28 protein-coding genes and 1 pseudogene are annotated in these 25,649 nt (G+C 42.6%); 24 read left to right on the forward strand and 5 right to left on the reverse strand.

What is annotated here, in order from left to right:
* The first annotated feature begins 2 nt into the window (after positions 1 to 2).
* The 10 genes and pseudogenes from J2T50_RS00345 to J2T50_RS00390 form a co-directional block, all read left to right on the forward strand.
* Positions 3 to 125, forward strand: a complete 123-nt coding sequence (locus J2T50_RS00345) for a teichoic acid D-Ala incorporation-associated protein DltX (RefSeq protein ID WP_253362521.1) — start codon at positions 3 to 5, stop codon at positions 123 to 125.
* A 23-nt stretch (positions 126 to 148) separates the two neighbouring features.
* The gene (gene dltA / locus J2T50_RS00350; protein ID WP_253363279.1) at positions 149 to 1,672 is read left to right on the forward strand and encodes a D-alanine--poly(phosphoribitol) ligase subunit DltA; all 1,524 of its coding nucleotides are present in this window, start codon (positions 149 to 151) and stop codon (positions 1,670 to 1,672) included.
* Positions 1,672 to 2,925: a D-alanyl-lipoteichoic acid biosynthesis protein DltB gene (gene dltB, locus J2T50_RS00355; protein ID WP_253362523.1), complete on the forward strand. Its 1,254-nt coding sequence runs from the start codon at positions 1,672 to 1,674 to the stop codon at positions 2,923 to 2,925. Before dltA ends, dltB begins: the two co-directional genes overlap by 1 nt.
* Positions 2,926 to 2,946: 21 nt before the next feature.
* Positions 2,947 to 3,186 carry a D-alanine--poly(phosphoribitol) ligase subunit DltC gene (gene dltC, locus J2T50_RS00360; RefSeq protein WP_253362525.1) on the forward strand — a complete coding sequence of 80 codons (240 nt, stop codon included), beginning with the start codon at positions 2,947 to 2,949 and terminating at the stop codon, positions 3,184 to 3,186.
* Positions 3,179 to 4,453: a D-alanyl-lipoteichoic acid biosynthesis protein DltD gene (dltD, locus tag J2T50_RS00365; RefSeq protein ID WP_253362527.1), complete on the forward strand. Its 1,275-nt coding sequence runs from the start codon at positions 3,179 to 3,181 to the stop codon at positions 4,451 to 4,453. The genes dltC and dltD overlap by 8 nt, the downstream gene beginning before the upstream one ends.
* A gap of 95 nt (positions 4,454 to 4,548) precedes the next feature.
* Entirely contained in the window at positions 4,549 to 5,463 is a 915-nt protein-coding gene (locus J2T50_RS00370; RefSeq protein WP_253362530.1) for an L-lactate dehydrogenase, read from the forward strand.
* Positions 5,464 to 6,028: 565 nt separating this feature from the next.
* Entirely contained in the window at positions 6,029 to 6,967 is a 939-nt protein-coding gene (gene hprK / locus J2T50_RS00375) for an HPr(Ser) kinase/phosphatase (protein WP_253362532.1), read from the forward strand.
* On the forward strand, positions 6,967 to 7,755 hold the full coding sequence (lgt, locus tag J2T50_RS00380) for a prolipoprotein diacylglyceryl transferase (protein WP_253362534.1): 789 nt from the start codon (positions 6,967 to 6,969) through the stop codon (positions 7,753 to 7,755). Before hprK ends, lgt begins: the two co-directional genes overlap by 1 nt.
* The gene (locus tag J2T50_RS00385; RefSeq protein WP_301282789.1) at positions 7,755 to 8,156 is read left to right on the forward strand and encodes a DUF948 domain-containing protein; all 402 of its coding nucleotides are present in this window, start codon (positions 7,755 to 7,757) and stop codon (positions 8,154 to 8,156) included. The genes lgt and J2T50_RS00385 overlap by 1 nt, the downstream gene beginning before the upstream one ends.
* Positions 8,149 to 8,436: pseudogene (locus tag J2T50_RS00390) on the forward strand (YtxH domain-containing protein); the annotation flags it as partial. The gene J2T50_RS00385 and the pseudogene J2T50_RS00390, both read left to right, overlap by 8 nt.
* Positions 8,437 to 8,581: 145 nt before the next feature.
* Here the strand turns inward: J2T50_RS00390 and J2T50_RS00395 are convergent.
* Positions 8,582 to 8,893, reverse strand: coding sequence for a DUF3270 domain-containing protein (locus J2T50_RS00395; protein ID WP_253362540.1), 312 nt, complete (start codon positions 8,891 to 8,893; stop codon positions 8,582 to 8,584).
* A 166-nt stretch (positions 8,894 to 9,059) separates the two neighbouring features.
* Here J2T50_RS00395 and J2T50_RS00400 point away from each other — a divergent pair, with 166 nt between their 5' ends.
* Both J2T50_RS00400 and J2T50_RS00405 read left to right on the forward strand, forming a co-directional pair.
* Positions 9,060 to 9,989, forward strand: a complete 930-nt coding sequence (locus tag J2T50_RS00400; protein ID WP_253362542.1) for a peptidase U32 family protein — start codon at positions 9,060 to 9,062, stop codon at positions 9,987 to 9,989.
* Positions 9,990 to 10,225: 236 nt separating this feature from the next.
* A complete protein-coding gene (locus J2T50_RS00405) occupies positions 10,226 to 11,515 on the forward strand; it encodes a peptidase U32 family protein (RefSeq protein ID WP_253362544.1) in 1,290 nt (429 codons plus the stop codon).
* A gap of 275 nt (positions 11,516 to 11,790) precedes the next feature.
* On the opposite strand, the gene J2T50_RS00410 is transcribed toward J2T50_RS00405, so the two are convergent.
* Positions 11,791 to 12,129: a hypothetical protein gene (locus tag J2T50_RS00410; protein WP_253362547.1), complete on the reverse strand. Its 339-nt coding sequence runs from the start codon at positions 12,127 to 12,129 to the stop codon at positions 11,791 to 11,793.
* An 89-nt stretch (positions 12,130 to 12,218) separates the two neighbouring features.
* On the opposite strand from J2T50_RS00410, the gene J2T50_RS00415 reads away from it, so the two are divergent.
* Complete coding sequence (locus J2T50_RS00415; RefSeq protein ID WP_253362549.1) at positions 12,219 to 12,434, forward strand: YdbC family protein; 216 nt, start codon at positions 12,219 to 12,221, stop codon at positions 12,432 to 12,434.
* A 33-nt stretch (positions 12,435 to 12,467) separates the two neighbouring features.
* Here J2T50_RS00415 and J2T50_RS00420 read toward each other — a convergent pair whose 3' ends face one another.
* From J2T50_RS00420 to J2T50_RS00430, 3 genes are all read right to left on the reverse strand, one after another.
* Positions 12,468 to 13,007 (reverse strand): biotin transporter BioY, encoded by a 540-nt coding sequence (locus J2T50_RS00420; RefSeq protein WP_253362551.1) that lies wholly within the window; start codon positions 13,005 to 13,007, stop codon positions 12,468 to 12,470.
* A 119-nt stretch (positions 13,008 to 13,126) separates the two neighbouring features.
* A complete protein-coding gene (locus J2T50_RS00425) occupies positions 13,127 to 13,561 on the reverse strand; it encodes an NAD(+) diphosphatase (protein ID WP_366515769.1) in 435 nt (144 codons plus the stop codon).
* A 69-nt stretch (positions 13,562 to 13,630) separates the two neighbouring features.
* Positions 13,631 to 14,716, reverse strand: a complete 1,086-nt coding sequence (locus J2T50_RS00430) for a M24 family metallopeptidase (RefSeq protein ID WP_253362552.1) — start codon at positions 14,714 to 14,716, stop codon at positions 13,631 to 13,633.
* A 290-nt stretch (positions 14,717 to 15,006) separates the two neighbouring features.
* Between J2T50_RS00430 and ccpA the strand changes: the two genes are divergently transcribed.
* The 11 genes from ccpA (at position 15,007) to thrS (ending at position 25,597) form a co-directional block, all read left to right on the forward strand.
* Positions 15,007 to 16,008, forward strand: coding sequence for a catabolite control protein A (gene ccpA, locus J2T50_RS00435; RefSeq protein WP_253363281.1), 1,002 nt, complete (start codon positions 15,007 to 15,009; stop codon positions 16,006 to 16,008).
* A gap of 82 nt (positions 16,009 to 16,090) precedes the next feature.
* Positions 16,091 to 17,125 carry a glycosyltransferase family 4 protein gene (locus tag J2T50_RS00440; RefSeq protein WP_253362553.1) on the forward strand — a complete coding sequence of 345 codons (1,035 nt, stop codon included), beginning with the start codon at positions 16,091 to 16,093 and terminating at the stop codon, positions 17,123 to 17,125.
* A gap of 12 nt (positions 17,126 to 17,137) precedes the next feature.
* Positions 17,138 to 18,451, forward strand: coding sequence for a glycosyltransferase family 4 protein (locus J2T50_RS00445; RefSeq protein WP_253362554.1), 1,314 nt, complete (start codon positions 17,138 to 17,140; stop codon positions 18,449 to 18,451).
* Between the two features lie 320 nt (positions 18,452 to 18,771).
* Entirely contained in the window at positions 18,772 to 19,023 is a 252-nt protein-coding gene (locus J2T50_RS00450) for a cyclic nucleotide-binding domain-containing protein (RefSeq protein ID WP_253362555.1), read from the forward strand.
* An 8-nt stretch (positions 19,024 to 19,031) separates the two neighbouring features.
* Positions 19,032 to 19,445: a Crp/Fnr family transcriptional regulator gene (locus J2T50_RS00455; protein ID WP_253362556.1), complete on the forward strand. Its 414-nt coding sequence runs from the start codon at positions 19,032 to 19,034 to the stop codon at positions 19,443 to 19,445.
* Between the two features lie 11 nt (positions 19,446 to 19,456).
* Entirely contained in the window at positions 19,457 to 20,203 is a 747-nt protein-coding gene (locus J2T50_RS00460; protein WP_253362557.1) for a nucleoside phosphorylase, read from the forward strand.
* A gap of 4 nt (positions 20,204 to 20,207) precedes the next feature.
* Complete coding sequence (locus J2T50_RS00465; protein WP_253362558.1) at positions 20,208 to 20,819, forward strand: ECF transporter S component; 612 nt, start codon at positions 20,208 to 20,210, stop codon at positions 20,817 to 20,819.
* A gap of 10 nt (positions 20,820 to 20,829) precedes the next feature.
* Positions 20,830 to 21,594 carry an energy-coupling factor transporter transmembrane component T family protein gene (locus tag J2T50_RS00470; protein ID WP_253362560.1) on the forward strand — a complete coding sequence of 255 codons (765 nt, stop codon included), beginning with the start codon at positions 20,830 to 20,832 and terminating at the stop codon, positions 21,592 to 21,594.
* A complete protein-coding gene (locus J2T50_RS00475; RefSeq protein WP_253362562.1) occupies positions 21,594 to 22,457 on the forward strand; it encodes an energy-coupling factor ABC transporter ATP-binding protein in 864 nt (287 codons plus the stop codon). The genes J2T50_RS00470 and J2T50_RS00475 overlap by 1 nt, the downstream gene beginning before the upstream one ends.
* On the forward strand, positions 22,444 to 23,241 hold the full coding sequence (locus J2T50_RS00480; RefSeq protein WP_253362565.1) for an energy-coupling factor ABC transporter ATP-binding protein: 798 nt from the start codon (positions 22,444 to 22,446) through the stop codon (positions 23,239 to 23,241). The genes J2T50_RS00475 and J2T50_RS00480 overlap by 14 nt, the downstream gene beginning before the upstream one ends.
* 412 nt (positions 23,242 to 23,653) lie before the next feature.
* The gene (thrS, locus tag J2T50_RS00485; protein ID WP_253362567.1) at positions 23,654 to 25,597 is read left to right on the forward strand and encodes a threonine--tRNA ligase; all 1,944 of its coding nucleotides are present in this window, start codon (positions 23,654 to 23,656) and stop codon (positions 25,595 to 25,597) included.
* Positions 25,598 to 25,649: the final 52 nt, after the last annotated feature.

The following is a 25,649-nucleotide window of genomic DNA, read 5'->3' on the forward strand; positions in this document are numbered from 1 at the left end:
GCATGAGTGATTTTTGGAAATTTATGGCAAAAACAGCCCTGTATTTTGTCATATTACTAGTATTGGTTTATTTTTATAGTTACCTGGGACATGGTCAGGGTAACTTCATCTACAATGAATTTTAGGAGGTAATCTTGTGTTACGAGATATGATTGAACAAATAGAGCATTTTGCTGCGGTACAGGGAGAGTTTCCTGTTTATGATATTTTGGGTCAGGTACATACTTATGCTGATTTGAAGGCGCATTCGGATGCTTTTGCAGCTTACATTGACCAGCAAGAATTGCCAGAAAAGTCCCCAGTTTTGGTCTTTGGTGGGCAAGAGTATGAAATGTTGGCAACCTTTGTCGGCTTGACCAAGTCGGGACATGCCTACATTCCAGTTGACCAGCATTCAGCACTTGACCGCATCGAAGCGATCGTAGAAATCGCACAGCCAAGTTTGATTGTAGCCATTGGTGAATTTCCATTGGAAAATCCTGCTTGTCCTCTTGTGACACTGGAGCAGATGCAAACAATTTTCCAAGAAAAAGTAACCTATGAACTGACTCATCCTGTTAAAGGCGATGACAATTACTACATCATCTTTACCTCTGGAACAACTGGTAAACCAAAGGGCGTTCAGATTTCGCATGACAATCTTTTGAGCTTTACTGACTGGATGATTACAGATAAGGAATTTGCGGTTCCAGAACGCCCACAGATGTTGGCGCAGCCACCTTATTCATTTGACTTGTCCGTTATGTACTGGGCACCGACCTTGGCAATGGGAGGCACATTGTATGCTCTACCTAAAGAAGTTATCGGTGATTTCAAGCAACTCTTTGCGACTATTTTAACCCTACCAATCGGTATCTGGACGTCAACTCCGTCATTTGCAGATATGGCCCTCTTGTCGCCAGACTTTAACGTGGAAAATCTGCCAAACTTGACTCATTTCTATTTTGATGGGGAAGAGTTGACAGTCAAGACAGCTCAAAAATTGCGTCAGCGTTTCCCACAAGCTCGTATTATCAATGCCTATGGCCCAACGGAGGCGACAGTTGCTTTGTCAGCAGTAGCCATTACAGATGACATGTTAGAAACTTGTGACCGTTTGCCAATTGGCTACACCAAGGCTGACTCACCGACCTTTGTCATTGATGAAGATGGCAATGTGCTTCCTAACGGCGAGCAGGGAGAAATCATCATCGTAGGACCAGCCGTTTCAAAAGGTTACCTCAATAACCCTGAAAAAACAGCAGAAGCCTTCTTTGAGTTTCAAGGTCTGCCTGCCTATCATACGGGTGACTTGGGACGAATGACCGACGAGGGCTTGCTCCTATATGGCGGTCGAATGGATTTCCAAATTAAATTCAACGGATACCGTATCGAGTTAGAAGACGTTTCTCAGAATTTGAATAAGTCTCAGTATATCAAGTCAGCAGTAGCTGTTCCGCGCTACAACAAGGACCACAAAGTACAAAATCTATTAGCCTATGTCCTCTTGAAAGAAGGAGTTGCCGAGCAATTTGACCGAGAATTGGACATCACAAAAGCTATCAAAGAAGACTTGAAAGACATCATGATGGACTACATGATGCCATCCAAATTCTTCTACCGTGAGGAATTACCATTGACACCAAATGGCAAAATCGATATCAAAGGACTCATGGCTGAGGTGAATTCTTAATGGAACAGTTTTTGGCACAGTTACTGCATTTGGATGCCTACGGCAATCCACAATACTTTCTCTACGTCATTATCGGTGTCCTTCCTATCTTTATCGGCCTATTCTTTAAAAAACGATTTCCAGTTTATGAAGCACTGTTTAGCTTTGTCTTTCTCTTGCTCATGCTGACTGGAAAGACCTCAGACCAGCTAGTTTCCCTCGTCAAATTTATGATGTGGCAGCTGGCCTTGATTTGGTCTTATAAGTTTTACAGGAAAAAAGCCAATAACAGCCTTGTCTTTTATCTCTGGACGGTTCTGTCTGTCCTGCCTCTAGCCTTTGTCAAAGTCTCTCCCCTTATCTTGGAACACAAATCCCTCTTTGGATTTCTAGGGATTTCCTACATCACTTTTCGGACGGTGGGAATGATTATCGAGATGCGCGATGGGACCTTGAAAGAATTTAGTTTGTGGCAATGCCTTCGTTTCTTACTCTTTTTCCCAACCTTTACCAGCGGACCGATTGACCGCTTCAAACGCTTTGATGAGGATTATCAGACGATTCCAGAGCGGGAAGAATTGCTCAACATGCTGGAAAAGGCAGTACAGTACCTCATGAAGGGCTTTGCCTACAAATTCATTTTGTCTTATATCTTGGGGCAAGTCCTCTTGCCGCCTTTGAGAGAAATGGCTCTGCAAAAAGGTGGTATTCTCAATCTTCCAACCATTGGCCTTATGTACGTCTTTGGTCTGGATTTGTTCTTTGACTTTGCAGGCTATACCCTGTTTGCATTGGCTATTTCTAATTTGATGGGGATTAAGAGTCCGATCAACTTTGACCAACCCTTTAAGTCACATGATTTGAAGGAATTTTGGAATCGTTGGCATATGAGTTTGTCCTTCTGGTTCCGAGATTTCGTCTTCATGCGCTTGGTAAAAATGCTGGTCAAACATAAAGTTTTCAAAAATCGGAATACCACATCCAGTGTCGCCTATCTGATCAATATGCTATTGATGGGCTTCTGGCATGGAGTGACGTGGTATTATATCGCTTATGGTCTCTTTCATGGGTTGGGACTGGTTGCTAACGATGCCTGGCTTCGTAAGAAAAAACGCATCAATCAAGAGCGCAAAGCTCTGGGACTTCCACTCTTACCGGACAACAAATGGACGCAGGCTGCAGGAATTTTTATCACTTTCCATGTGGTCATGATTTCCTTCCTCATTTTCTCAGGATTCCTAGATATGCTCTGGTTTCCAAAGGTCATTAAATAAATCATATAAAGGAGTAATGCTATGAACATTAAAGAAGAAATTTTAGAAATTTTCCAAGACTTATTTATGGAGGACGTTTCAGAAATGCTGGACGAAGATCTCTTTGATGCGGGTGTATTGGACAGTATGGCAACGGTTGAGTTGATCGTTGAATTGGAAGGTCGCTTTGATATCAGCATTCCAGTTTCTGAATTTGGTCGCGATGACTGGAATACTGTTCATAAAATTATCGATGGTGTGACGGAGCTTCGCAATGCGTAAGCGTCTATGGAAGATTTTGGGGCCCTTGGTCTGCGCATCCGGTTTGATCGTAGTTTTGTTGCTGCTGACGCCAACCAAGATTCACCATGATGAGGCGCGGGAGAAGGCGGATGCTTATTCTCTGGCCAAGACGGTTTTCAAAAGCCGTCTCCAAAAAGAGCGTGCGCTCAGTGATCCTGATAAAAATTTCGTGCCATTTTTTGGTTCGAGTGAATGGTTGCGCATGGATCCCTTTCATCCAGCAATTTTAGCAGAAAAATACCATCGTTCCTATACACCATTTTTGCTGGGACAGAGTGGATCAGCTTCCATCAGTCATTACTTTAGCATGCAGCAGATGGAATATGCCTTGAAAGATAAGAAGGCTGTCTACGTCATTTCGCCACAATGGTTTGTCAAAGGTGGAAGCGGCAAGGGAGCCTTTCAGTCCTACTTTAGTAATGGTCAGTTGGTCTCTTTCCTCCAGGAGCAAACTGGGGGAGCCTATGACCAAGTAGCGGCTCGTCGTCTCTTAAAACTTTATCCAGAAAATTCCAATCGTGCTCTTGTCGAAAAGGTAGCCAAGGGTCAAGAACTCAGCCAAGCGGATAAGGCTTGGCTTGCTACGCAAGCGTATGTGCTGAAAAAGGAAGATTATTTTTTTGATGCATTTGCACCAGAACGCTTCAGTAGTCGATCATTTGAGAAGCAAAAGGCAGTCCTGCCAAATGAATTTTCTTATGACAAACTATCTGATCTTGCGACACTGATTGCCCAGTCAGAAACAGGCAACAATCAATTCGGCATAAAAAATGAATTTTATCGCCAACGAATCGGTTCTCGGCTGAAAGAGTTGAAAGGGGCACAGAAACATTTCTCTTACCTCTCATCTCCAGAATACACAGACCTACAGTTGGTTCTAAAAGAATTTGCCGAATCAAACACTAACGTCCTTTTTGTCATTCCACCGGTCAATGGAAAATGGGCTCGCTTTTCAGGATTGAGCCCAGCCATGTATGCTAAGTCAGTGGAAAAAATCAAATACCAGCTACAAAGCCAAGGTTTTACCAATATTGCTGACCTGTCTCAGGAAGGCGACAAACCTTACTTCATGCAGGATACTATTCACTTGGGCTGGAATGGCTGGTTGGAGATGGACAAACATGTTGCTCCATTTTTGACAAACGAGCAGGCGCAACCACATTACCAGCTCAATGATGCCTTTTTACAAAAATCATGGGCGGCTTACTCTGGACAACCAGACAAATTTAGTGCAGAACAAAAGTAAAACAGTTTTTAGTGACTTATCCAATAAGTGACTAGAAGCCGTTTTCTTTTTTTAGTAGAAGGTGTATAATAGACAAAAAAACTGAGGAGACATTTATGGTTAGAAAAGTCGGAATCATTGGAATGGGACATGTTGGGTCAACACTGGCCCACGGTTTAGTCGCTCAAGGAGCTTTTGATGACTATGTCTTGATAGATACGAATGAGAAAAAGTTATTAGCAGATGCTGGAGATTTTGAAGATGCAGCAGCTAATCTTCCTCACCATGCCAACTTCATTCTCAACGATTATACGGCCTTGGCAGATGCAGATGTGGTAATTTCTGCCTTGGGAGATATTGCCCTTCAGGACAATCCAGATGCAGACCGCTTTGCAGAATTGCGCTTCACAGCTAGCCAGGTACCAATCGTAGCTGCGCAGTTGAAAGAATCTGGTTTCCATGGCGTCTTGATTGTTATTTCCAATCCAGTTGATGTAGTGACCAGCCTTTACCAGCATTATACAGGTCTGCCCAAGGAGAAAGTTATTGGGACAGGGACTTTGCTAGATACAGCACGAATGAAGCGAGCAGTTGGTCAATATTTTGGCATTAATGCGCGAAGTGTATCAGGTTACAACTTGGGAGAACATGGCAATTCCCAATTTACAGCTTGGAGTCAAGTACGCATCAAGGGACAAGCCATTTCGGACTTGGTGGAGGATTCTATTTTAGAAGAATTGACCCACGAATCAATCGTTGGAGGTCATCGCGTCTTCTACGGCAAGAAGTATACCAGTTATGGAATTGCTTCAGCTGCGATTCGCTTAGCTTTGGCAGTCGTGTCAGATAGCCGAGAAGAGTTGCCTGTATCAACCTATTACCAACCTTTAGAAACCTATCTGGGCTACCCAGCCATTGTGGGACGTGAAGGGATTATTGAGCAGGTTAAGTTGCAGTTAACAGCTGAAGAAGAAGAAAAATTAGCAGCGTCGGCTACCTTTATTCAGAAAAAATTAGCAGAAAGTTTGTAAAGCTGAGAAGAGATTTCTTCCAGCTTTTTTGTTTCCTTGGAAGAATGATGGATTTGGTAGTTAAAACAGATTGGTTCCCAAAGAGGACCTCCTATTCTTTGACACGAATGCCTTAATTCTTTGAGGGATTGCTGTAGGTTGAATCTGAAATTGTCTGTCCCCTGAGGGGATAAGGTATATTTGATAGGAAAAGCGCTGTTCCCCTCGGGAGTCAACGCATATCGGAGATGAAATGCAATGATGCATCGTGGAGTCAACGCATATCGAAGCTGAAATGTATTGATGTATCGTGTAATCAAAGTATATCGGAGACGAAATGTATTGATGCACCGTGTAGTCAATGTATATCGGAGATGAAATGTGTTGTTGCACCGTGTAGTCAATATGTATCGAAAATGAAATATCCTAATCCCTTGATGGATTAAATTGTATTCGGTTTTAGGTTAGGAAAATTACCCTATCGTCAGACAGTGATTTTCCAGTTTTTTCGTAAACGCTTCCTTGGATTTTCACAATTTGACTTGAACTATGTTATAATAAAGTAATAGGAAAATGGAGGTAGTGTATGACAGTTTTAGTCAAGGATTTGATGAAACATGTGCGCGTTGAATGTGCCTACGGCACGGACGAACTCTTAGAAAAAATCGTCTCAACAGCAGATATTTCTCGTCCAGGTCTTGAAATGACAGGTTATTTTGATTATTATTCACCAGAGCGGATTCAATTGATTGGGATGAAGGAATGGTCCTATCTCGTGTCAATGACGTCGCATAACCGTTATTCAGTTCTACGAAGAATGTTTCAGCCGGAGACACCGGTTGTCATCGTGGCGCGTGGTTTGGAAATTCCAGAAGAAATGTACCAAGCTGCCAAGGAAAAAGGCATCGCTATTCTAAGTGGAACAACGGCCACTAGCCGACTTTCAGGAGAGATCTCTTCTTTCTTGGATTCGCGCTTGGCGCAACGGACCAGTGTCCATGGAGTGCTGATGGATATTTATGGTATGGGTGTCTTGATTCAGGGGGATTCTGGTATTGGTAAGAGCGAGACTGGTCTGGAATTGGTTAAACGTGGACACCGCATCGTCGCAGATGACCGAGTAGATGTCTTTGCCAAGGACGATGTTACCTTGTGGGGTGAGCCAGCTGAAATTTTACGCCATCTTTTGGAAATTCGTGGTGTTGGGATTATTGATATTATGAGTCTCTACGGGGCAAGTGCAGTCAAGGAATCATCAGAAGTTCAATTGGCGGTTTATCTTGAAAATTACGAAACAGGAAAAGTTTTTGACCGTCTTGGAAATGGTGGCGACACGATTGAAATCGCAGGAATTACCATTCCACAAATCCGTATCCCAGTTAAAACCGGTCGTAATATCTCTGTTGTGATTGAAGCAGCAGCTATGAATTACCGTGCTAAACTCATGGGATTTGATGCGACAAAAACATTTGAACACCGCTTGACAGCTCTCATCGAGAAGAATACGGAAGCGGAGGCAGACTAATGAATCCAATTGCTATCCAGTTAGGACCGATTGCCATTCGTTGGTATGCTATCTGTATTGTATCGGGTTTGATTTTAGCTGTATACCTTGCTTCTAAAGAAGCACCGCGTAAGAAAATCTTGTCAGATGATATTCTAGATTTTATCCTGATTGCCTTTCCTTTATCGATTATTGGGGCGCGTATCTACTATGTTATCTTTTCATGGTCGGATTATAAGGACAATCTTGGTGAGATTTTTGCCATCTGGCATGGTGGGATTGCCATCTATGGCGGATTGATTACGGGTTTGATTTGTTTGGTCCTCTTTACACGTCATCGTTTTATTGATACTTGGGATTTTTTAGATATCACAGTACCACCTGTGATGATTGCGCAAGCTATTGGTCGCTGGGGAAATTTCTTTAACCAAGAGGCCTATGGGAAAGCAGTTAAAAGTTTGGACTATCTTCCAGCTTTTATCCGTGACCAGATGTATATCGAAAGTAGTTACCGAGTACCGACTTTTCTCTATGAGTCTCTGTGGAACTTCCTTGGATTCATCCTCATCATCATCTTGAGACGGAAACCAAACCTTTTGAAACAAGGGGAGATTACCTTCTTTTACCTCATTTGGTATGGTCTTGGTCGGTTTGTCATCGAAGGCATGCGGACGGACAGTCTCATGCTCGGCGGATTACGCGTTTCCCAATGGCTTTCAGCAGCTATGATTGTTCTCGGTCTTGGATTGCTAGCCTATCGTCGTAGAGATAAGTCTATCCCCTACTACACAAGAAAAGGAGTTTTATGATGATTGAAATTGCAGTATTATTGATTGCTTTAGCCTTTGTGGCAATGGCTGTTTATGTCATTTTACTATTGAAAAAAATATCTAATGTCACGGATGAAGCACAACAAACCTTAAAAGTATTGACCAGTGATTTGAATGTCACTCTTTACCAAACCAATGAACTCTTAGCCAAAACAAATGTTTTAGTTGAAGACGTGAACGGTAAGGTGAATACTTTAGACCCACTCTTTACAGCAGTAGCTGACTTGTCGACCTCTGTTTCAGACTTGAACTCGTCTGCTCGGAGTTTGACCGTTAAAGCTAAAAGTGCTGGACAAAGTACAGTCAAAGCAGGCACAGCTCTCTCGGCATTGAGCGTGGTGTCATCTCTTTTGAAGAAAGGAAAAAAAGATAATGGCTAAAAAGACAAGTATGTTCACAAGTCTCCTTTTAGGAGCAGCAGGTGGTGCAGCAGTAGCAGTTTTCTTAGCATCTGAAACAGGTAAAGTCGTTAAGAATAAAGTAACTAGTTTTGCCAAAGATTACCAAGAAAATCACGACGAAATCAATGAAGACTTGGTTAACAAAGCACAAGATTTGGGTCAACAAGTTGTTAGCAAATTTGACCACGTAAAAACGCAGTTGGAAACAGGTGAGTTGACAGTGGATGACTTGATCCAGTCAGGAAAAGAAAAAGCCCTGGCCCTCAAGGACCAGTCTTTAGAGAAAATTGATCAAGTTAAAGAAAAATTTGCAGAATCAGAAACAATCGAAGTGCTTCAGGAAGAAAAAGTTGTTCAAGACGATATTGAAATCAATCTGTAAAATAAAAAAAGAGAGCTGGAGTTTATCTCCGGTCTCGTTTTTTTTGTTGTAGTCGTTTATAATTTGCTTTTAGCCCTTTTTGAACCAATTTCAGACCCAAAAGTCCTGTAGCCGTTGCCAAAATAAAGGCAAAGAAGGCAGGAATGTCAAGTGACAGATAGATGTAGGCTGAAATTACAGTCAAGATACTAAAAATAGCAATATTAATGAAAAAAAGGACTTCTTTCAATTGCTCTTTTCGGGTATTTCTTTCTTGATACTCTTGGTAACTAGCCTGTTTCTCTTGCGGGATATACTCTTCAAACTGGTCAGGCCGATATTGTCTAAGTGCCATATCGTCTCCTTTTTATGCTTTACAATGATATCATAATAATGCTTTCCTTATGTAACAAAAATATTACAAAAATGTTACAAAATCCGTTTTTAAGATGGGAAAAGTCTGAACATTAAATTTTTGTTCCCTCTTAAATCCGATGTTGGAATTTGATATAATAGTGTTTATGAAAAAAATTACAATTACAGCAACTGCTGAAAGCGTTGAACAAGTCAAAGATTTGTTGGCAGCAGGTGTTGACCGGATTTATGTAGGAGAATCGGATTACGCACTGCGTCTGCCTACAACTTTTTCATATGATGAATTGCGTGAAATTGCCCAACTTGTGCATGCAGCAGGAAAGGAGCTGACAGTGGCGGCCAACGCCCTTATGCACCAAGATATGATGGACAATATCAAGCCATTCATGGAATTGATGAAGGAAATTCAAGTGGATTATTTGGTAGTGGGAGATGCAGGTGTCTTTTATATCAATAAACGCGATGGTTACAATTTCAAATTGATTTATGATACATCTGTCTTTGTAACCTCTAGCCGTCAGATTAACTTCTGGAAAGAGCATGGTGCTGTTGAAGCAGTACTTGCCCGCGAAATTCCATCTGAAGAGCTCTTTGATATCGCTGAAAATTTGGAAATGCCAGCCGAGGTGTTGGTCTACGGCGCTTCCGTTATCCACCACTCAAAACGTTCTTTGTTACAAAATTACTACAATTTTACAAAAGCGGATGAGACAGACAAGTCAAAAGAGCGAGGTCTTTTCCTTGCGGAGCCGACAGACCCAGACAGCCATTACTCGATTTTTGAGGACAAGCATGGTACCCATATTTTTATCAACAATGATATTGATATGATGACCAAGCTGTTGGAGCTGGATGCGCACGGTTACCGTAATTGGAAACTAGACGGCGTTCTTTGTCCAGGTCAAAACTTTGTTGAAATCGCCAAACGCTTTGTTCAAGCACGTGATTTGATGGAAAAAGGAGAATTTAGCTTAGACCAAGCCTTTGTATTGGATGAGCAAATCCGTAAATTCCACCCGAAAGAGCGTGGACTAGACACGGGCTTCTACGAATACGATCGTAACAAAGTCAAATAAAAACCATTACGGATCATGAAGTTACTATTAAACAGGACATGGTCATGTAACAATCGTCGAAATTATTCAACTATCTTGGCAATCATAAGTGAAAGTGCAGAAGCTTTTTTCGCTACGGAAAATCCTAGAGGACTTTTCCTAATGATTGCACTAGTCTATTCTTTTCCTTGATTTCAAAGTAAAAGAATAGACGTCGTAAAAATTCCACCTATCTTGTAAATAGAAAGAATGAAAACATGTCAAATAAAACGTTAAAACGTCCTGAGGTTTTGTCACCTGCTGGGACTTTGGAAAAATTAAAAGTTGCCATTGATTATGGTGCTGATGCTGTCTTTGTTGGTGGGCAGGCCTATGGCTTGCGTAGCCGTGCGGGAAATTTCTCTATGGAGGAAATGAAAGAAGGGATTGACTATGCCCATGCCCGCGGTGCCAAGGTATATGTGGCCGCCAACATGGTAACCCACGAAGGAAATGAGTCAGGTGCCGGTGCCTGGTTCCGTGAGTTACGTGATATGGGTTTGGATGCTGTCATTGTATCAGATCCAGCCTTGATCATGATTTGTGCAACAGAAGCGCCTGGTTTGGAAATTCACCTTTCAACCCAAGCCTCATCAACCAACTATGAAACATTCGAGTTCTGGAAAGAATTGGGCTTGACTCGTGTCGTTTTAGCGCGTGAAGTGACCATGGAAGAATTGGCAGAAATTCGCAAGCGTACCAGCGTAGAAATTGAAGCCTTTGTCCATGGAGCTATGTGTATTTCTTACTCAGGACGCTGCGTTTTGTCTAATCACATGAGTAACCGTGATGCCAACCGTGGTGGCTGTTCGCAATCTTGTCGTTGGAAATACAATCTTTATGACTTGCCGTTTGGTGAGGAACGTCGTTCAATCAAAGGACAAGTTCCAGAAGAATTTTCTATGTCTGCCGTTGATATGTGTATGATTGATCATATTCCTGACATGATTGAAAACGGCGTTGATAGCTTGAAAATCGAGGGCCGTATGAAATCTGTCCACTATGTATCCACAGTGACAAATTGCTACAAGGCTGCTGTTGATGCTTACTTGGAGAGCCCAGAAAAATTTGAAGCCATCAAGCAAGATTTGATTGACGAAATGTGGAAAGTAGCCCAACGCGAATTGGCAACTGGTTTCTACTACAATGCGCCAACAGAAAACGAGCAACTTTTCGGTGCACGCCGTAAGATTCCTGAGTACAAGTTCATCGCAGAAGTTGTTGCATTTGACAAGGCAACTATGACGGCAACAATTCGCCAGCGCAATGTCATCAACGAAGGCGATCAAGTAGAGTTCTACGGACCAGGTTTCCGCCATTTTGAAACAAAAATCCAAGATTTGCGTGATTCAGATGGCAACTTGACAGACCGTGCTAACCGCCCAATGGAATTGTTGACCATTACCCTGCCACAAGAAGTCTTCCCAGGGGACATGGTGCGTGCCTGCAAGTCCGGCCTTATCAACCTCTACCAAGAAGACGGAAAAGCCGTAACCGTTCGTGCATAAAATAAGAACCTGGGACGAAGGTCCCAGGTTCTTATTTTTTTGTAATTTTAACAGTTTGACGCAGGGGTTGACTGAATGTTCTTATTTCTTGCTATGCAAGTAATTTCGAATATTCGAGGCTAACTTTGTTAGCCTTGTCTCCAACCTTCAAAGGTTATCCCGAATCTTTGAAGCTAGCCAACTGTGCGGTGGTGGGTTAAAAAGGTCTGGGAGACGTTTTTAAGCTAGAAATGGAACTTGCAGGGCAAGTGTCAACAAAATCGATTTCTGCGAAATCACGATTTTTGTCCCACACTCTTTTGTGATTTTCGAATAGGTTCTGGGACGGGGGAAATGCGTTTGATTTCATTCAGGTGAATAATGCTTCCCATATTCTTAGAGAAATTTTTCATGACCAAGTGCTTTCGTTCTCTATCAAATTTGACAATTTCACCAGTAAAACTTTTCTTTTGTCCATAAATGACATGAACAGCTGTGTGTTGGTGGATGGCTGTTTCAATCGTTTGCAACAGAACCGCTTCCAGTTCTTCTTGGTCACTAATGGGTGTCGGAGCTGTTTTCGTTCCTAAAAATACCTTCATCTGATCCAATAGAGGCTCAATGAACTTTTTCATGGTAAAATCCTTTCATCCTTGATACAATAATCTTAGCGAATTTTTTCAAAAAAGACAAGTGTCTACGAATAGATAGTTAGGAGGAAAATATGGCAGAATTTACATTTGAAATCGAAGAAAAATTGTTGGTCCTATCTGAAAACGATAAGGGCTGGACCAAGGAACTCAATCGCGTTTCCTTTAACGGTGCACCGGCCAAGTACGATATCCGTACCTGGAGCCCAGACCATACCAAGATGGGGAAAGGAATTACCCTTTCAAACGAAGAATTTCAAGTCATGCTGGATGCATTTGCTGGAAAATAAAAAGCTAGGAGGATTTCCTAGCTTTTTTACTTCTTATTTCCAACCTTTATTTTTCAAAATTGGCTGAAGAGAGCGCTGTGCTAAGCAAATCAAACTGATTTTGCAGATTTCTGGTAGGAGAAATGGCAGGCAGGTAAGCGCCACTGTTTTGCTCCAGCTGGTTCCTAAGTTAAATTTGAAAAAGAGGACGCCGAGGATGAAGCAAGAGGCAACTCCTAGCAGATTGGCAGCAAATACTTGGACCAATCCTGTATGTCGCTGTGTGAGTAGACTGGTGATGAGTGCGTAGGTCAGAAATCCCCATAAAAATCCTGCTGTTGGGGCTACAAATAGACTGGTCATGCCCCCTGAAAATCCAGAAAATACTGGCAAACCGATGCCACCAAGGAGCAGGTACAGTCCGACGGATGACAGGGCTAGTCTCCAAGGGAATAAACTAGCAATCAGACCGACTGCAAGGGTTTGTAGCGTAAATGGAACGGGACCAATGGCAATGGTAATCTGGGATAGTGTGATTAGTAATGCGACTGCAAGAGCGATGTAGACCAGTTGTTGAAGTTGTGTCTGTTTCATTTGTTACCTCGTTTATTTTTTGGGTTAACAATAGTCTACCCGCTTGGGTAAGGAAAGTCAATAGCTGACAATCAGCTGTCACAAATCAGAAAAAATAGGCTGCGGATGCAGCCTATTTACTAATATGATGTCTGTTGGAGGAAGTAGTTAAGAAATTCTTGAGCCAAGCTATTTGGCTTAATGGCTCCTTGTGCCTCTGATTTACTGAACCATTGCCAATGGTCGATTTCATGATTTGGCTGAACAGGACCACTGGTTGTCACGACAAAATTGAGCATGAGGGTATTGGAACCTGGATAGTACTGACTTTTATTGAAACGGATAGAAGTTGTGGTGAGTCCAAGTTCTTCCATGATTTCCCGAGCGACAGTCTGTTCGGCAGCTTCGCCTTGGTTGATATAGCCGGCAGTCAGGATATAATCTGGTCGACCATACTGCTGGATGAGGAGAATATTTTCCTGCACTTCATCGAGCACAATCATGCTACAAGCTGTATTGAAGATGGGAAAGCGAAATTCTTGGCAAGTTGTTGCAGTAGGGGATGTTCCCTTCATTTTCTAAACATTTAAGTTCCAGTAGATGACCACAGTCGGTGCAATAGTTTTGTGTTTTATAGGTCATGATTAGCCTTCAAAATAGAGCAATTCTTTTGGTGTTTGAGTGAAGACTTCAAATCCATTTTTTGTTACATAGCCGCAATCTTCAATACGTATACCCACTTTTCCAGGAATGTAGATACCAGGTTCAACGGAGAAGCACATGCCTTCTTGAATTTCCATGTCATTGCCAGTCATGATAGATGGGAATTCATGGACATCCATACCCAATCCATGCCCGAGGCGGTGGTTGAAGTACTCGCCGTAGCCAGCTTTTTCAATGACATTACGGGCTGCAGCGTCGACTTCGGCCGCAGTGACACCTGGCTTGATGAAATCAAGTGCCGTTAGCTGCGCTTCCAAGCAAAGGTTGTAGATGTCTTGCTTAAATTGGTCTGGTTTTCCGACAGCAACCGTACGGGTCATATCAGAAGTGTAGCCTAGGGTTTCGACACCTAGGTCGAACAGCAAGAGGCTGTTATTTTCAATCTTGTTGGTACCTGGAATACCGTGTGGGTTGGCAGCATTGTTTCCAGTTAGGACCATAGTCTCAAAGCTCATTTTGTTAATGCCTTGTTTTTTCATTTCAAATTCGATTTGAGCGATGATATCTGTTTCCGTCACATCGAGGGAAATGTTGTCAAATCCGACTTGTACAGCCTTGTCTGCAAAATCTCCAGCGACCAGCATTTTTTCGATTTCATCGGCTGATTTGATGAGGCGCATTTGTTGCAAAGTAGGTGTTAAGTTGACAAATTCTCCTGAAAAGACAGTTTGCAAGCCTTTGAACTTGGTCACATTTAAGTTGTCAAATTCAACTGCGACTTGAGGCCAATCTGTAGCAGGAAGAACAGCTTTGATTTTTTCCCATGGATTTTCAGAGTCTTGGTAGCCAACAACTGGGAAGTCCAATGTCGCCTCGGCGCGAGCTACATCAAGGGCAGGCAAAAAGAGGAGTGGGCTCTTATCCGCAAAGACAAAGAGGTACATGTGGCGTTCATGTGGATCAGAAAGATAGCCAGTCAGGTAGTTAATGGAAACTGGGTCAGATAGGACAGCAGCAAAGATGTTGTCTTTTTCAAGTTTTTGAGTAAGATGTGTGATTTTTGACATGATGTTCTCCTTTGAATATGCTACCTTCTATTCTATGCCAAATACGAGAAAAATCAAGTGGAGAGTGGAAAAGAGACGAAAAAAGGTAGGGTGAGTATAAATCAATTCTGTTTTTTCTATAAACATAGAGAAGTTACTTCCATAAATAGGATATTTTTTCAGATTCTGCCAATTTTTTTCTAAAAAAGGGATTCTATCGCTTGAAAGTGGTTTCAAAAAATGATAAACTATAAGAGAGTGAAAGCGTAATTTTCATAAAATAAAAGTTACAGAAAGGATATGCAAATATGATGAATACGGATGATACAGTAACGATTTATGATGTTGCCCGCGAAGCTGGTGTATCAATGGCTACTGTCAGTCGTGTTGTAAATGGCAACAAAAATGTAAAAGAGAATACTCGTAAGAAAGTTTTAGAAGTGATTGAGCGTTTGGACTACCGCCCGAATGCTGTGGCGCGTGGTTTGGCAAGTAAGAAAACAACAACAGTTGGGGTAGTGATCCCCAATATTGCCAATGCCTACTATGCAACTCTTGCAAAAGGTATCGATGATATCGCAGAAATGTACAAGTACAATATTATCTTGGCCAACTCTGATGAAAATGATGATAAAGAAATCAATGTTGTAAACACTCTCTTCTCCAAACAGGTTGACGGGATTATCTTCATGGGTTATCATTTGACAGACAAGATTCGCGCTGAGTTTTCACGTTCTCGTACGCCGATTGTTCTTGCGGGTACGGTTGATTTGGAACACCAATTGCCAAGTGTCAATATTGACTACGGTCAAGCAGCTAAGGATGTTGTGGACTTACTGGCGAAAAACAACAAGAAGATTGCTTTTGTATCAGGTCCACTTGTGGATGAAATCAATGGCAAAATTCGTTTGTCAGGCTACAAAGAAGCCCTTCAAGCCAACGGTTTGGAATTTAACGAAGGCTTGGTTTTTGAGTCTAAGTATAAATACGAAGAAGGCTATGCCCTTGCAGAACGCCTCTTGAATGCAGGTGCAACTGCAGCCTATGTAGCAGAAGATGAAATTGCAGCTGGTCTTTTGAATGGTATCTCTGACCGTGGAGTCAAAGTACCAGAAGAGTTTGAAATCGTGACAAGTGATGACTCGCTCGTTACCAAGTTTACACGACCAAACTTGACCTCTATCAGCCAACCACTTTATGACATCGGTGCCATTGCCATGCGTATGCTGACAAAAATCATGCATAAAGAAGAGTTGGAGAACCGCGAAGTCGTGCTCAATCACGGCATTAAAGTGCGTCAATCTACTAAATAATAAAAGGCTACTGTGGTAGCCTTTTTCAATTTTTCCCGGTTTATGATAGAATAAGTAAAAAGAATGTGTGACTGGAGAGAGAATGAGCAAGAAAATTATTAACATGATGTCGAGCGCTACAAAGGTATCAGGTCAGGGAGTTGGCTCTGCCTATCTGGAGCAAGTTGATCTGGTCAAAACAGGCTTATCAGAAGAGTTTGAAGTGACCATCAACCAGTACAAATCAGCAGATATTACGCATTACCATACCATTGACCCTCAATTTTATCTGACGCAGCCGTGGTTTAGTCGTAAGGGGACATCGGTCGGTTATGTGCACATGTTGCCGGAGACGGTTGAGCAAAGTCTACAACTACCAGGTTTTGCAAAGAAAGTTTTTTACAAGTATATGATTGCTTTTTACAAGAGAATGGACTACTTGGTGACGGTTAATCCGTATTTTATCGGTGAGTTGGCTCGTTACGGTGTGCCCAAGGAAAAAGTGACCTATATTCCTAATTTTGTGTCCAGTCAGACTTTTCACCCATTGACAGAGCGGGAAAAGGCAGAAAATCGTGCCCAGTATGGCTTTGCACAAGATGATTTTTTAATTGTCGGAGTAGGGCAAATTCAGACCAGAAAAGGTGTCTTTGATTTCTTGAAAATGGCTGAGCGTTTACCACACTATCAATTTGTATGGGCGGGTGGATTTTCATTTGGAAAAATCACGGATGGTTACGAAGAGTTGAAAAAAGTGGTCGATAACCCACCGGCAAATGTTACCTTTTTAGGGATTGTTGAGCGGGAGAAGATGAATGCGGTCTATAATCTAGCAGACGTGATGATTTTGCCATCTTTTGAGGAACTCTTTCCCATGTCTATCTTGGAAGCCATGTGTACGCATAAGCCAATTCTGTTGCGGGATTTGGAAATTTATGAGGATATTCTCTTTGATTTTTACCGTCGAGCAGAAGATTTGGATGGTTTTATCAAGGAGATTGAACACTTGGCGCAGGATGACTACTATTATGCACAGGCGGTGGACGATGCCAAGCGGGGCAATGAATTTTATTCTCGGGACCATGTGTTAGAGATGTGGCAAGATTTTTATGAAAAGGTCCTGCCAAAAGAAAAATAGAAAGGAATTTGGATGAGAATAGGCTTATTTACAGACTCTTATTTTCCACAGGTATCTGGCGTTGCGACCTCCATCAAGACGCTGAAAACGGAGCTGGAAAAGCAGGGGCATATGGTGTTTATTTTCACCACCACGGACAAGGGTGTGAATCGCTATGAAGACTGGGATATTATCCGCATTCCGAGTGTGCCCTTCTTTGCCTTTAAGGACCGTCGCGTGGCCTATCGGGGCTTTACCGATGCCTTGAAAATTGCCGAGCGCTACAAGTTGGATTTGATTCATACTCATACAGAATTTTCCTTGGGAATTTTAGGGAAAATGATTGCGCGTGAGTTGGATATTCCAGTGGTTCATACTTATCATACCCAGTACGAGGACTATGTTCGCTACATTGCCAATGGGAAACTCATTCGTCCAAATATGGTCAAGTACATTGTCCGAGCCTTCTTTAAGGACTTGGATGGGGTGATTTGCCCCAGTGAAATTGTCGAAGATATCCTCAGCGAATACCAGATTACCATTCCTAAAAGGGTGATTCCGACGGGGATTGATTTGGCAAAATTTGACCGCCCAGAAATCACAGAAGACAATATCGAAGACCTACGACAACAGCTGGGAATCGCTAAAAATGAGACCATGCTGCTTAGCTTGTCTCGCCTTTCCTACGAAAAAAATATTCAGGCAGTTGTTCAAGCCATGCCAGTCATTTTAGAAGAAAATCCAAATGTGAAGTTGGTCATTGCTGGGGGTGGTCCCTATGCCAAGGATTTGGAGGCCATGATCGTAGACTTGGGCTTGGAGGCAGCTGTACAGATGACAGGTATGATTGCACCGAGTGATACGGCCCTCTACTATAAGGCGGCAGATTTCTTCATTTCGGCTTCAACGAGTGAGACTCAGGGCTTGACCTATCTGGAGAGTTTGGCCTCTGGAACTCCTATCATCGCACAAGCCAATCCTTATTTGGAAAATGTCTTGACCAATGTCATGTTCGGGGCTCTTTTTGAGGAAGAAGAAGACTTGGCAGCCACGGTTTTAGCAGCCATTGACCAGACGCCGTCTATGAACCAGCATGTGCTGGATAAGAAATTGTACGAGATTTCGGCAGAAAACTTTGGTCGCCGTGTCTATGAATACTATCTAGATTTGAAAATTGCCTATGATTTTCGGAAAAATCAATTAAACGGTGATACTGTTGCAGAAGAAATTCTCAAGGGAGCTATCGAGCTTCCCAAGCGTGCCTTCGTCAAATCCTCAGATACGACAGCAAAAATTTGGAAGGCTTCAATCAAACAAGTCAAGTCGATTCGTGATTACTTGGATTAGAGGCTAGAAAGTTATGCTCTCATCTGTATCATTCAGCCTGCGAAGACGCTGATGTTCTTCAAGGGCTGGATGATGGTTTTATTTTCACAGTAGAAGAAGGAAAACTATCGGATTTTGAGAGACTGCTTTTCAGCTGTCTTTTTCTATGAAGGAGTGCAGTAGGAGGGCAATTTTGCCGTCAAGCGATTGGACATTTGTCCCTAAAATACTTCTATTTTAAGGTTATAATCTATTTTTTTGATGACAAATTGGGACGAAATTCCTTTACTCACTTAAAAGAAAGTGCTACCATATATATAACGATAGCGAAAGGAGCGTATATGATTTCGAAAATGCACCAACTATTGGATATCCTCGAAACGAATCCAGATGTATATGCCTTATTTAGGCACTGTCCCTATGAACTTTTGCGGAAAATACGGGTCAGGAAGTTTACAGATGGTGAATTTGAGTTGGAACAAGGCGAAATCTATCAGTATATGTATATCATTGTTGATGGAAGAGCCAATGTGTACTCGGAATCGGAAAATGGGAAAAATATTTTCTTTGTTGTAGTCAGTCTGGGGACTTGATTGGGGAGATGGAAATTTTTCAGCAAGTTCCTTACATCAGCTATGTGAAAGGAATTGGTGATATCCTGGCGTTGGAAATAGATAAAGATACACTGTCGAGCTGGATGGCTCTGGATCAAAATTTCAGCAGTCTATTGATCAAAAAGATTTGTGAAAATTCGTATCGAATGTGCAATCGAATGAAGCGCAATAGTCTGTATGATTTGAGACAACGGCTGGCCTATTATTTATTGGAGCAATTCGGTGGGAAACAGTTGGTATCCTTGCAGTTCAGTTCGGAAAGATTTGGGCAGGAGATGGCTGTTACCCAGCGCAGCATCAATCGTTTGTTAAAAGAATTCAAAGAAAAGCAGATTATTGAGTTAAGCCAAGGTCAGATTCAACTCTTGGACCACCAGGCTTTGACCAATTTATTAGATTAGGAGAATGAGAGATGGCATTACAACCACATATTCGTTGTGATAGAGAACAAGGGGGAAGATACGCCATATTACCCGGTGACCCACAGAGGGTGGACCGCGTAGCGGAATTTTTAGAAAATGTAGAATTCATAGCCTTTAATCGTGAACACAAAACCATGCGTGGAACCTATAAGGGCATTCCAGTGTTGGTCACTTCGACAGGGATGGGCGGTGCGTCAACTGGTATCGCGGTAGAAGAATTAGCGCGTATCGGTGTAGAATGTATGATTCGGATTGGCTCATGTGGTGCCTTGCAGCCGGAAATGCAAATGGGAGATTTGGTAATCTTGAACGGGGCTGTGCGTGATGAGGGAACATCAAAATCCTATGTGGATTCGATTTTCCCAGCGGTTCCAGATCCGGATGTTTTATTTGCTTTACGAGGGGCCGCTATAAAGGAAGGATTTGCCTACCATGTCGGAATTGGTCGTAGTCACGATAGTTTTTATGTTGATAATGAACGGGATGTTGACCATTTTTGGTCGAAAAAAGGTGTGCTAGCAGGCGATATGGAAAGTGCAGCCCTATTTACCATTGGCAGTCTACGTGGGATTAAAACGGGTTCTATATTGAATACGGTAGCGCTCTACGATGGTAAATTAGAAGATGAAATCAATCAATATGTGTCTGGAGAAAATAGGGTGACACAGGGCGAGAAAAATGAAATTATTACGGCATTAGAAGCGATTGCTAGCTTAGAAGAACAAAGGAAAGGATAGAGTCATGGGGTGGAAAAATAATAATCCCTTGTCATTGAAGTTTAATACTGCAGCCTTGGTGCTGATTCCGGCAGGAGTTGGTATCAATTATATCGGAAAATTGATTGCGGGGGTTCTCAAGTTACCACTGTGGCTGGATTCGATTGGGACCTGTTTATCCGCTTGTTTGGCAGGACCGATTGTAGGGGCTATCGTGGGGATTATGAACAACTTGATTTATGGCTTAACGGTGGATCCCATTTCTACAGTTTATGCCCTCACCAATGCAGCTTTAGGTATTGCAGTTGGTTTGTTGGCTTATTATGGTAGTATGAAGAATATCAGAGGAGCCTTGTTTACGGGGATTGTCGCTGGATTTGCAGCGGTCTTGGTATCTACGCCGTTAAATATGATTTTTTGGGGTGGTACTACAGGAAATCTATGGGGAGACTTAGTCTATGCCGGTCTCTTGTCTCAAAAATTCCCAGTCTGGTTTGCCTCATTTATGGATGAAGTAGTGGTAGATATTCCGGATAAAATTGTCGTATTATTACTTGTGCTCAGCTTGTATAAGAGCTTGCCAAAGAGCTTGCTATCACTTTATCAAAGTAATAGTGCGATTAAGAGTATAGATTAAGGAGGTCTCCATGAAAACGATGAGTTTATATGAGGATAAGCAGTCATTTTTGAATAGCTTGTCTCCACTAACCAAGATGTGGTATGTGATTGCGATGATTCTGATACCAATTATTGCAGGTGATTTGTGGGTATTTGGTCTTACGATTCTGGTCAGTGTTCTATTGCTAGGGCATTCTAAAGTGTTGAAGCAGACCTTGCCAATCCTGAGTGTATCTGGCTTTGTCATTTTGACAGTAGGCATTATCCAAGGCTTGTTTAGAAGTGGAAATGTTACGCCTGTTTTTCAACTAGGTCCAGTCATTTTTTATAAGGAAGGCTTGCTGTTTGCGGCAGAAATTGCCTTGAATGTCTGCAATATTATCTTGGCTTTCAGTGTTCTGATTTTAACGACAAAGTCGTCAGACATGATTGAAGAGCTGGTGAGAAAAGGTTTTTCACCTCGCATGGGCTATGTCTTTGTTTCCTTGTTCCAATTGATTCCGCAGATGACCAGCCGGATGGCAACCATCACGGATGCACAAAGAAGTCGTGGGATGGAAACGGAAGGTTCCATGTTGGTGCGGATAAAGGCCTTCTTGCCATTGGTGTCTCCAGTGATTATGAGTTCCTTTATTGATACCAAGGAACGGGCCATCGCCTTAGAGGTTCGAGGATTTAATTCTAAATCGAAAAAAACATTTATCAATCCACCCATTCGGTCACGATTTGACCGATTGATTCAAATTTGTTGCTTGATTGGGCTAGTCGCAGCAATTGTTTGGAGGGTTCTATAATGGCGCATATTAAAATTGAAAATCTAAAATACCAATACCCCTATGCCGAAAAGTTGGCCTTGGATAGCATTACCTGCGAGATTCAGCCAGGTGAGTTTATTGGTGTCATTGGCCGAAACGGTGCTGGAAAATCTACCTTCTGTCAGGCCTTGACAGGGCTGGTTTCGAATTTTTACCGCGGTTCTTATGGAGGTAAGGTTTGTATTGACCAAGCTGAAGTGAAAATGGTCGAGGTCGATGATTTGTGTCAAAAAATCGGCAGTGTATTCCAAAATCCCTTTAACCAAATTACCGGCTCAAAAGCGACCGTCTATGAAGAGATTGCCTTTGGTTTGGAAAATTTCGGCGTGCCAAAAGAAGAAATGGAGGCACGAATCGAGGAAAGCCTACGCTTGCTAGACATTGAAGAGTACCGCGACCGAGCTCCCTTTGATTTGTCAGGTGGGCAAATGCAGCGGATGGCCATCGCCAGTATTATGGCTATGAAACCGGAGGTCATTATTTTGGATGAGCCAACGTCGCAGTTGGACCCCCAAGGTAGCGAGGCCGTTTTCAAAGCCATTCAGTCTTTGAGTAAGCAAGGCATTACCGTAATCATGGTAGAGCACAAGATTGAAAAAATTGCAGCCTATAGTGACCGAGTGATGCTACTCGATCAGGGGAAATTGATTGCTATGGATACACCTCAGGCGGTCTTTTCTCGACCAGATTTGGAAGAATATGGAGTTGTGCCACCGACTTTCACCAGAATCTGCAAGCAACTTGGTTTGCAACTGCCAGGTAGTTCCTATTATCCTGTAACACTAGAAGAAGCGCGTCAGCTGTTGGCCAAGAATGGAGGTGAAGCACATGAATCAAATTAGCGTTAGTAACTTGGAATTTGCCTATCAGCCAGAGAAAAAAATCTTGAATGGACTGAATATCACTCTAGATGAGCGGTCAACTGCTATCATCGGTCAAAATGGTGCTGGAAAGACTACTTTTGTTAAGCTTTTAAAAGGTCTCAGTCGTCCAACGGCTGGAAAAATAATGTTGAATGGTCAAGATTTGAGTGAACAATCCGTAGCCAAAATCGCTAAAAGTATTGGGCTCATTTTTCAAAATCCAGATGACCAAATCTTCAAACATACAGTATTGGATGAAATTATGTTTGGACCGCTGCAAATGGGATTGAGCCATGCCCAAGCAGAAAAGGCTGCTAGGGCTGCCATGTCTTTGCTTGGTTTAGACGGACTAGACAAGGTCAACCCTTATGACTTGGGCTTGTCGGATCGAAAAATGGTGTCGATTGCAGCCATTATTGCTATGGATACGCAGGTCGTGATTTTCGATGAACCAACGATTGCGCAAGATGATGCAGGAAAACAATTGATTCAGTCAGTGATTCACTTGTTGAGAGAGCAGGGAAAAATTGTCATTTCCATCTTGCACGACATGGATTTCGTAGCGGAAACATTTGAACGAGCCCTTGTCTTTGCGCAGGGCGATGTCTTGTTGGATGGAAGCGTGCGCGAGGTTTTCTCACAAAAGGATATTCTTGAAAAAGCCTATCTTTCTCAGCCAACTACGACACAATTATGCCAAGCCTTGGGCTATGACGAAGTTTTCCTCACTCCTGAAGAATTCATCGCCTACAAGCAAGAATAATGGTATGTTGAACAGTGAAAAGGCAAGTCTGCCCTTTTAGTGTGCGAAATAGAGAGATTAGTTGCTCAAATTGCTTGAAAAAATTGTGGATTGTGCTACAATGAAATGCAGAGACATGTCTAGCCTTGTCGAATGGTCGAGAGAGTGCCCGTTGCTGGGAGTGGCACCCATTCATGGACGGATACTACTCGGTATGATTTTATGCAAACATAAAAGGGTGGTCACCTTAGAACCAATAGAGGCACGGATTTTTTCGTGTAAACTAAGGTGGAACCACGCAGTCTGCGTCCTTTTTGAGGACGTGGACTTTTTGATTATCTTGTATAGCATTCGAGGAGTATCTTCGTGAGAAGGGCAATGAAGGATGTGTATATAGATCACCAACATGGATACAAAAGTAAAGGAGAACACTATGATTAACATTACGTTTCCAGATGGCGCAGTGCGCGAGTTTGAGTCTGGTGTAACAACTTTTGAGATTGCGCAGAGCATTTCAAATTCTTTGTCTAAAAAAGCTTTGGCTGGTAAATTCAATGGTCAGTTGATTGACACGACACGTGCTATCACTGAAGACGGTAGCATTGAGATTGTGACCCCTGACCACGAGGATGCTTTCGACGTCCTTCGTCACTCAGCTGCTCATCTTTTTGCCCAAGCCGCAAAACGCCTCTTCCCAAATCTTCACTTGGGTGTCGGTCCTGCCATTCAAGACGGTTTCTACTACGATACAGACAATGCTGAAGGCCAAATTTCAAACGAAGACCTTTCTCGTATTGAAGAAGAAATGAAGAAAATCGTTAAAGAAAACCACCCATGTATCCGCGAAGAAGTGAGCAAAGAAGAAGCTCTTGCAATCTTCAAAGATGACCCATACAAGGTGGAATTGATTTCTGAGCATGCGGATGACGCAGCTGGTTTGACTATCTACCGTCAAGGCGAGTTTGTGGACCTTTGTCGTGGCCCTCACGTGCCATCAACTGGTCGCATCCAAGTTTTCCATTTACTCAATGTGGCAGGTGCTTACTGGCGTGGTAATAGCGACAACAACATGATGCAACGTGTTTACGGGACAGCTTGGTTTGATAAAAAAGACCTCAAAGCCTACCTTCAAATGCGTGAAGAAGCTAAAGAGCGTGACCACCGTAAACTCGGTAAAGAGCTTGACCTTTTCATGATTTCACAAGAAGTTGGACAAGGTTTGCCATTCTGGTTGCCAAATGGTGCGACTATCCGTCGTACCCTTGAACGCTACATCACTGATAAAGAATTGGCGTCAGGTTACCAACACGTTTACACACCACCAATGGCTTCTGTCGAGCTTTACAAGACATCAGGACACTGGGACCACTATCAAGAAGACATGTTCCCAACAATGGATATGGGAGACGGAGAAGAATTTGTCCTTCGTCCAATGAACTGCCCACACCACATTCAAGTCTACAAACACCATGTTCACTCCTATCGTGAATTGCCAATCCGTATCGCTGAAATCGGTATGATGCACCGCTATGAAAAATCAGGTGCCTTGACTGGTTTGCAACGTGTGCGTGAAATGTCTCTTAACGACGGTCACCTCTTTGTCACACCAGAGCAAATCAAGGATGAATTTCAAAAAGCCTTGCAGTTGATTATTGATGTTTACCATGATTTCAATTTGAATGATTATCGCTTCCGTCTGTCATACCGCGATCCTGAAGACAAGGAAAAATACTATGACAACGACGAGATGTGGGAAAATGCCCAAAGCATGTTAAAAGCTGCTCTTGATGAAATGGGTGCTGAATACTACGAAGCTGAAGGCGAAGCAGCCTTTTACGGACCAAAACTCGATATCCAAGTGAAAACTGCGCTTGGTAACGAAGAAACTCTCTCAACTATCCAGCTTGACTTCCTCTTACCAGAACGCTTTAACCTCTCTTACATCGGTGCAGATGGCGAAGAACACCGTCCAGTCATGATTCACCGTGGGGTTATCTCAACCATGGAACGCTTCACAGCTATCTTGATTGAGACCTATAAAGGTGCCTTCCCAACTTGGCTTGCGCCAACACAAGTCACTCTTATCCCCGTTTCAAATGAGATGCACACAGACTACGCTTGGGAAGTGGCAAAAGAGCTCCGTGATCGTGGTGTCCGTGCGGAAGTGGATGAGCGCAATGAAAAAATGCAGTACAAAATTCGTGCCAGCCAAACTCAAAAAGTCCCATACCAGCTCATCGTTGGCGACAAGGAAATGGCAGACAAATCCGTCAACGTTCGCAGATATGGCTCAAAAGAAACCCATACTGAAACCGTGGCAGACTTTGTCAACACCATTCTCGCTGACATCGACCGCAAATCACGTCCACAAGACTAATAGACATGAAAGAAGCTTGAAAGCTTCTTTTTTTGTTTCGGAAAAGATGACA

This window comes from Streptococcus gallinaceus, from assembly GCF_024170225.1.
Lineage (GTDB): Bacteria > Bacillota > Bacilli > Lactobacillales > Streptococcaceae > Streptococcus > Streptococcus gallinaceus.

Excerpts from the sequence above, each read along its gene's own strand:
- J2T50_RS00345 (WP_253362521.1), top strand. The coding sequence starts at position 3 with ATGAGTGATTTTTGGAAATTTATGGCAAAAACAGCCCTGTATTTTGTC.
- dltA (WP_253363279.1), top strand. The coding sequence starts at position 149 with ATGATTGAACAAATAGAGCATTTTGCTGCGGTACAGGGAGAGTTTCCT.
- dltB (WP_253362523.1), top strand. The coding sequence starts at position 1,672 with ATGGAACAGTTTTTGGCACAGTTACTGCATTTGGATGCCTACGGCAAT.
- dltC (WP_253362525.1), top strand. The coding sequence starts at position 2,947 with ATGAACATTAAAGAAGAAATTTTAGAAATTTTCCAAGACTTATTTATG.
- dltD (WP_253362527.1), top strand. The coding sequence starts at position 3,179 with ATGCGTAAGCGTCTATGGAAGATTTTGGGGCCCTTGGTCTGCGCATCC.
- J2T50_RS00370 (WP_253362530.1), top strand. The coding sequence starts at position 4,549 with ATGGTTAGAAAAGTCGGAATCATTGGAATGGGACATGTTGGGTCAACA.
- hprK (WP_253362532.1), top strand. The coding sequence starts at position 6,029 with ATGACAGTTTTAGTCAAGGATTTGATGAAACATGTGCGCGTTGAATGT.
- lgt (WP_253362534.1), top strand. The coding sequence starts at position 6,967 with ATGAATCCAATTGCTATCCAGTTAGGACCGATTGCCATTCGTTGGTAT.
- J2T50_RS00385 (WP_301282789.1), top strand. The coding sequence starts at position 7,755 with ATGATTGAAATTGCAGTATTATTGATTGCTTTAGCCTTTGTGGCAATG.
- J2T50_RS00395 (WP_253362540.1), bottom strand. The coding sequence starts at position 8,893 with ATGGCACTTAGACAATATCGGCCTGACCAGTTTGAAGAGTATATCCCG.
- J2T50_RS00400 (WP_253362542.1), top strand. The coding sequence starts at position 9,060 with ATGAAAAAAATTACAATTACAGCAACTGCTGAAAGCGTTGAACAAGTC.
- J2T50_RS00405 (WP_253362544.1), top strand. The coding sequence starts at position 10,226 with ATGTCAAATAAAACGTTAAAACGTCCTGAGGTTTTGTCACCTGCTGGG.
- J2T50_RS00410 (WP_253362547.1), bottom strand. The coding sequence starts at position 12,129 with ATGAAAAAGTTCATTGAGCCTCTATTGGATCAGATGAAGGTATTTTTA.
- J2T50_RS00415 (WP_253362549.1), top strand. The coding sequence starts at position 12,219 with ATGGCAGAATTTACATTTGAAATCGAAGAAAAATTGTTGGTCCTATCT.
- J2T50_RS00420 (WP_253362551.1), bottom strand. The coding sequence starts at position 13,007 with ATGAAACAGACACAACTTCAACAACTGGTCTACATCGCTCTTGCAGTC.
- J2T50_RS00425 (WP_366515769.1), bottom strand. The coding sequence starts at position 13,561 with ATGAAGGGAACATCCCCTACTGCAACAACTTGCCAAGAATTTCGCTTT.
- J2T50_RS00430 (WP_253362552.1), bottom strand. The coding sequence starts at position 14,716 with ATGTCAAAAATCACACATCTTACTCAAAAACTTGAAAAAGACAACATC.
- ccpA (WP_253363281.1), top strand. The coding sequence starts at position 15,007 with ATGAATACGGATGATACAGTAACGATTTATGATGTTGCCCGCGAAGCT.
- J2T50_RS00440 (WP_253362553.1), top strand. The coding sequence starts at position 16,091 with ATGAGCAAGAAAATTATTAACATGATGTCGAGCGCTACAAAGGTATCA.
- J2T50_RS00445 (WP_253362554.1), top strand. The coding sequence starts at position 17,138 with ATGAGAATAGGCTTATTTACAGACTCTTATTTTCCACAGGTATCTGGC.
- J2T50_RS00450 (WP_253362555.1), top strand. The coding sequence starts at position 18,772 with ATGATTTCGAAAATGCACCAACTATTGGATATCCTCGAAACGAATCCA.
- J2T50_RS00455 (WP_253362556.1), top strand. The coding sequence starts at position 19,032 with ATGGAAATTTTTCAGCAAGTTCCTTACATCAGCTATGTGAAAGGAATT.
- J2T50_RS00460 (WP_253362557.1), top strand. The coding sequence starts at position 19,457 with ATGGCATTACAACCACATATTCGTTGTGATAGAGAACAAGGGGGAAGA.
- J2T50_RS00465 (WP_253362558.1), top strand. The coding sequence starts at position 20,208 with ATGGGGTGGAAAAATAATAATCCCTTGTCATTGAAGTTTAATACTGCA.
- J2T50_RS00470 (WP_253362560.1), top strand. The coding sequence starts at position 20,830 with ATGAAAACGATGAGTTTATATGAGGATAAGCAGTCATTTTTGAATAGC.
- J2T50_RS00475 (WP_253362562.1), top strand. The coding sequence starts at position 21,594 with ATGGCGCATATTAAAATTGAAAATCTAAAATACCAATACCCCTATGCC.
- J2T50_RS00480 (WP_253362565.1), top strand. The coding sequence starts at position 22,444 with ATGAATCAAATTAGCGTTAGTAACTTGGAATTTGCCTATCAGCCAGAG.
- thrS (WP_253362567.1), top strand. The coding sequence starts at position 23,654 with ATGATTAACATTACGTTTCCAGATGGCGCAGTGCGCGAGTTTGAGTCT.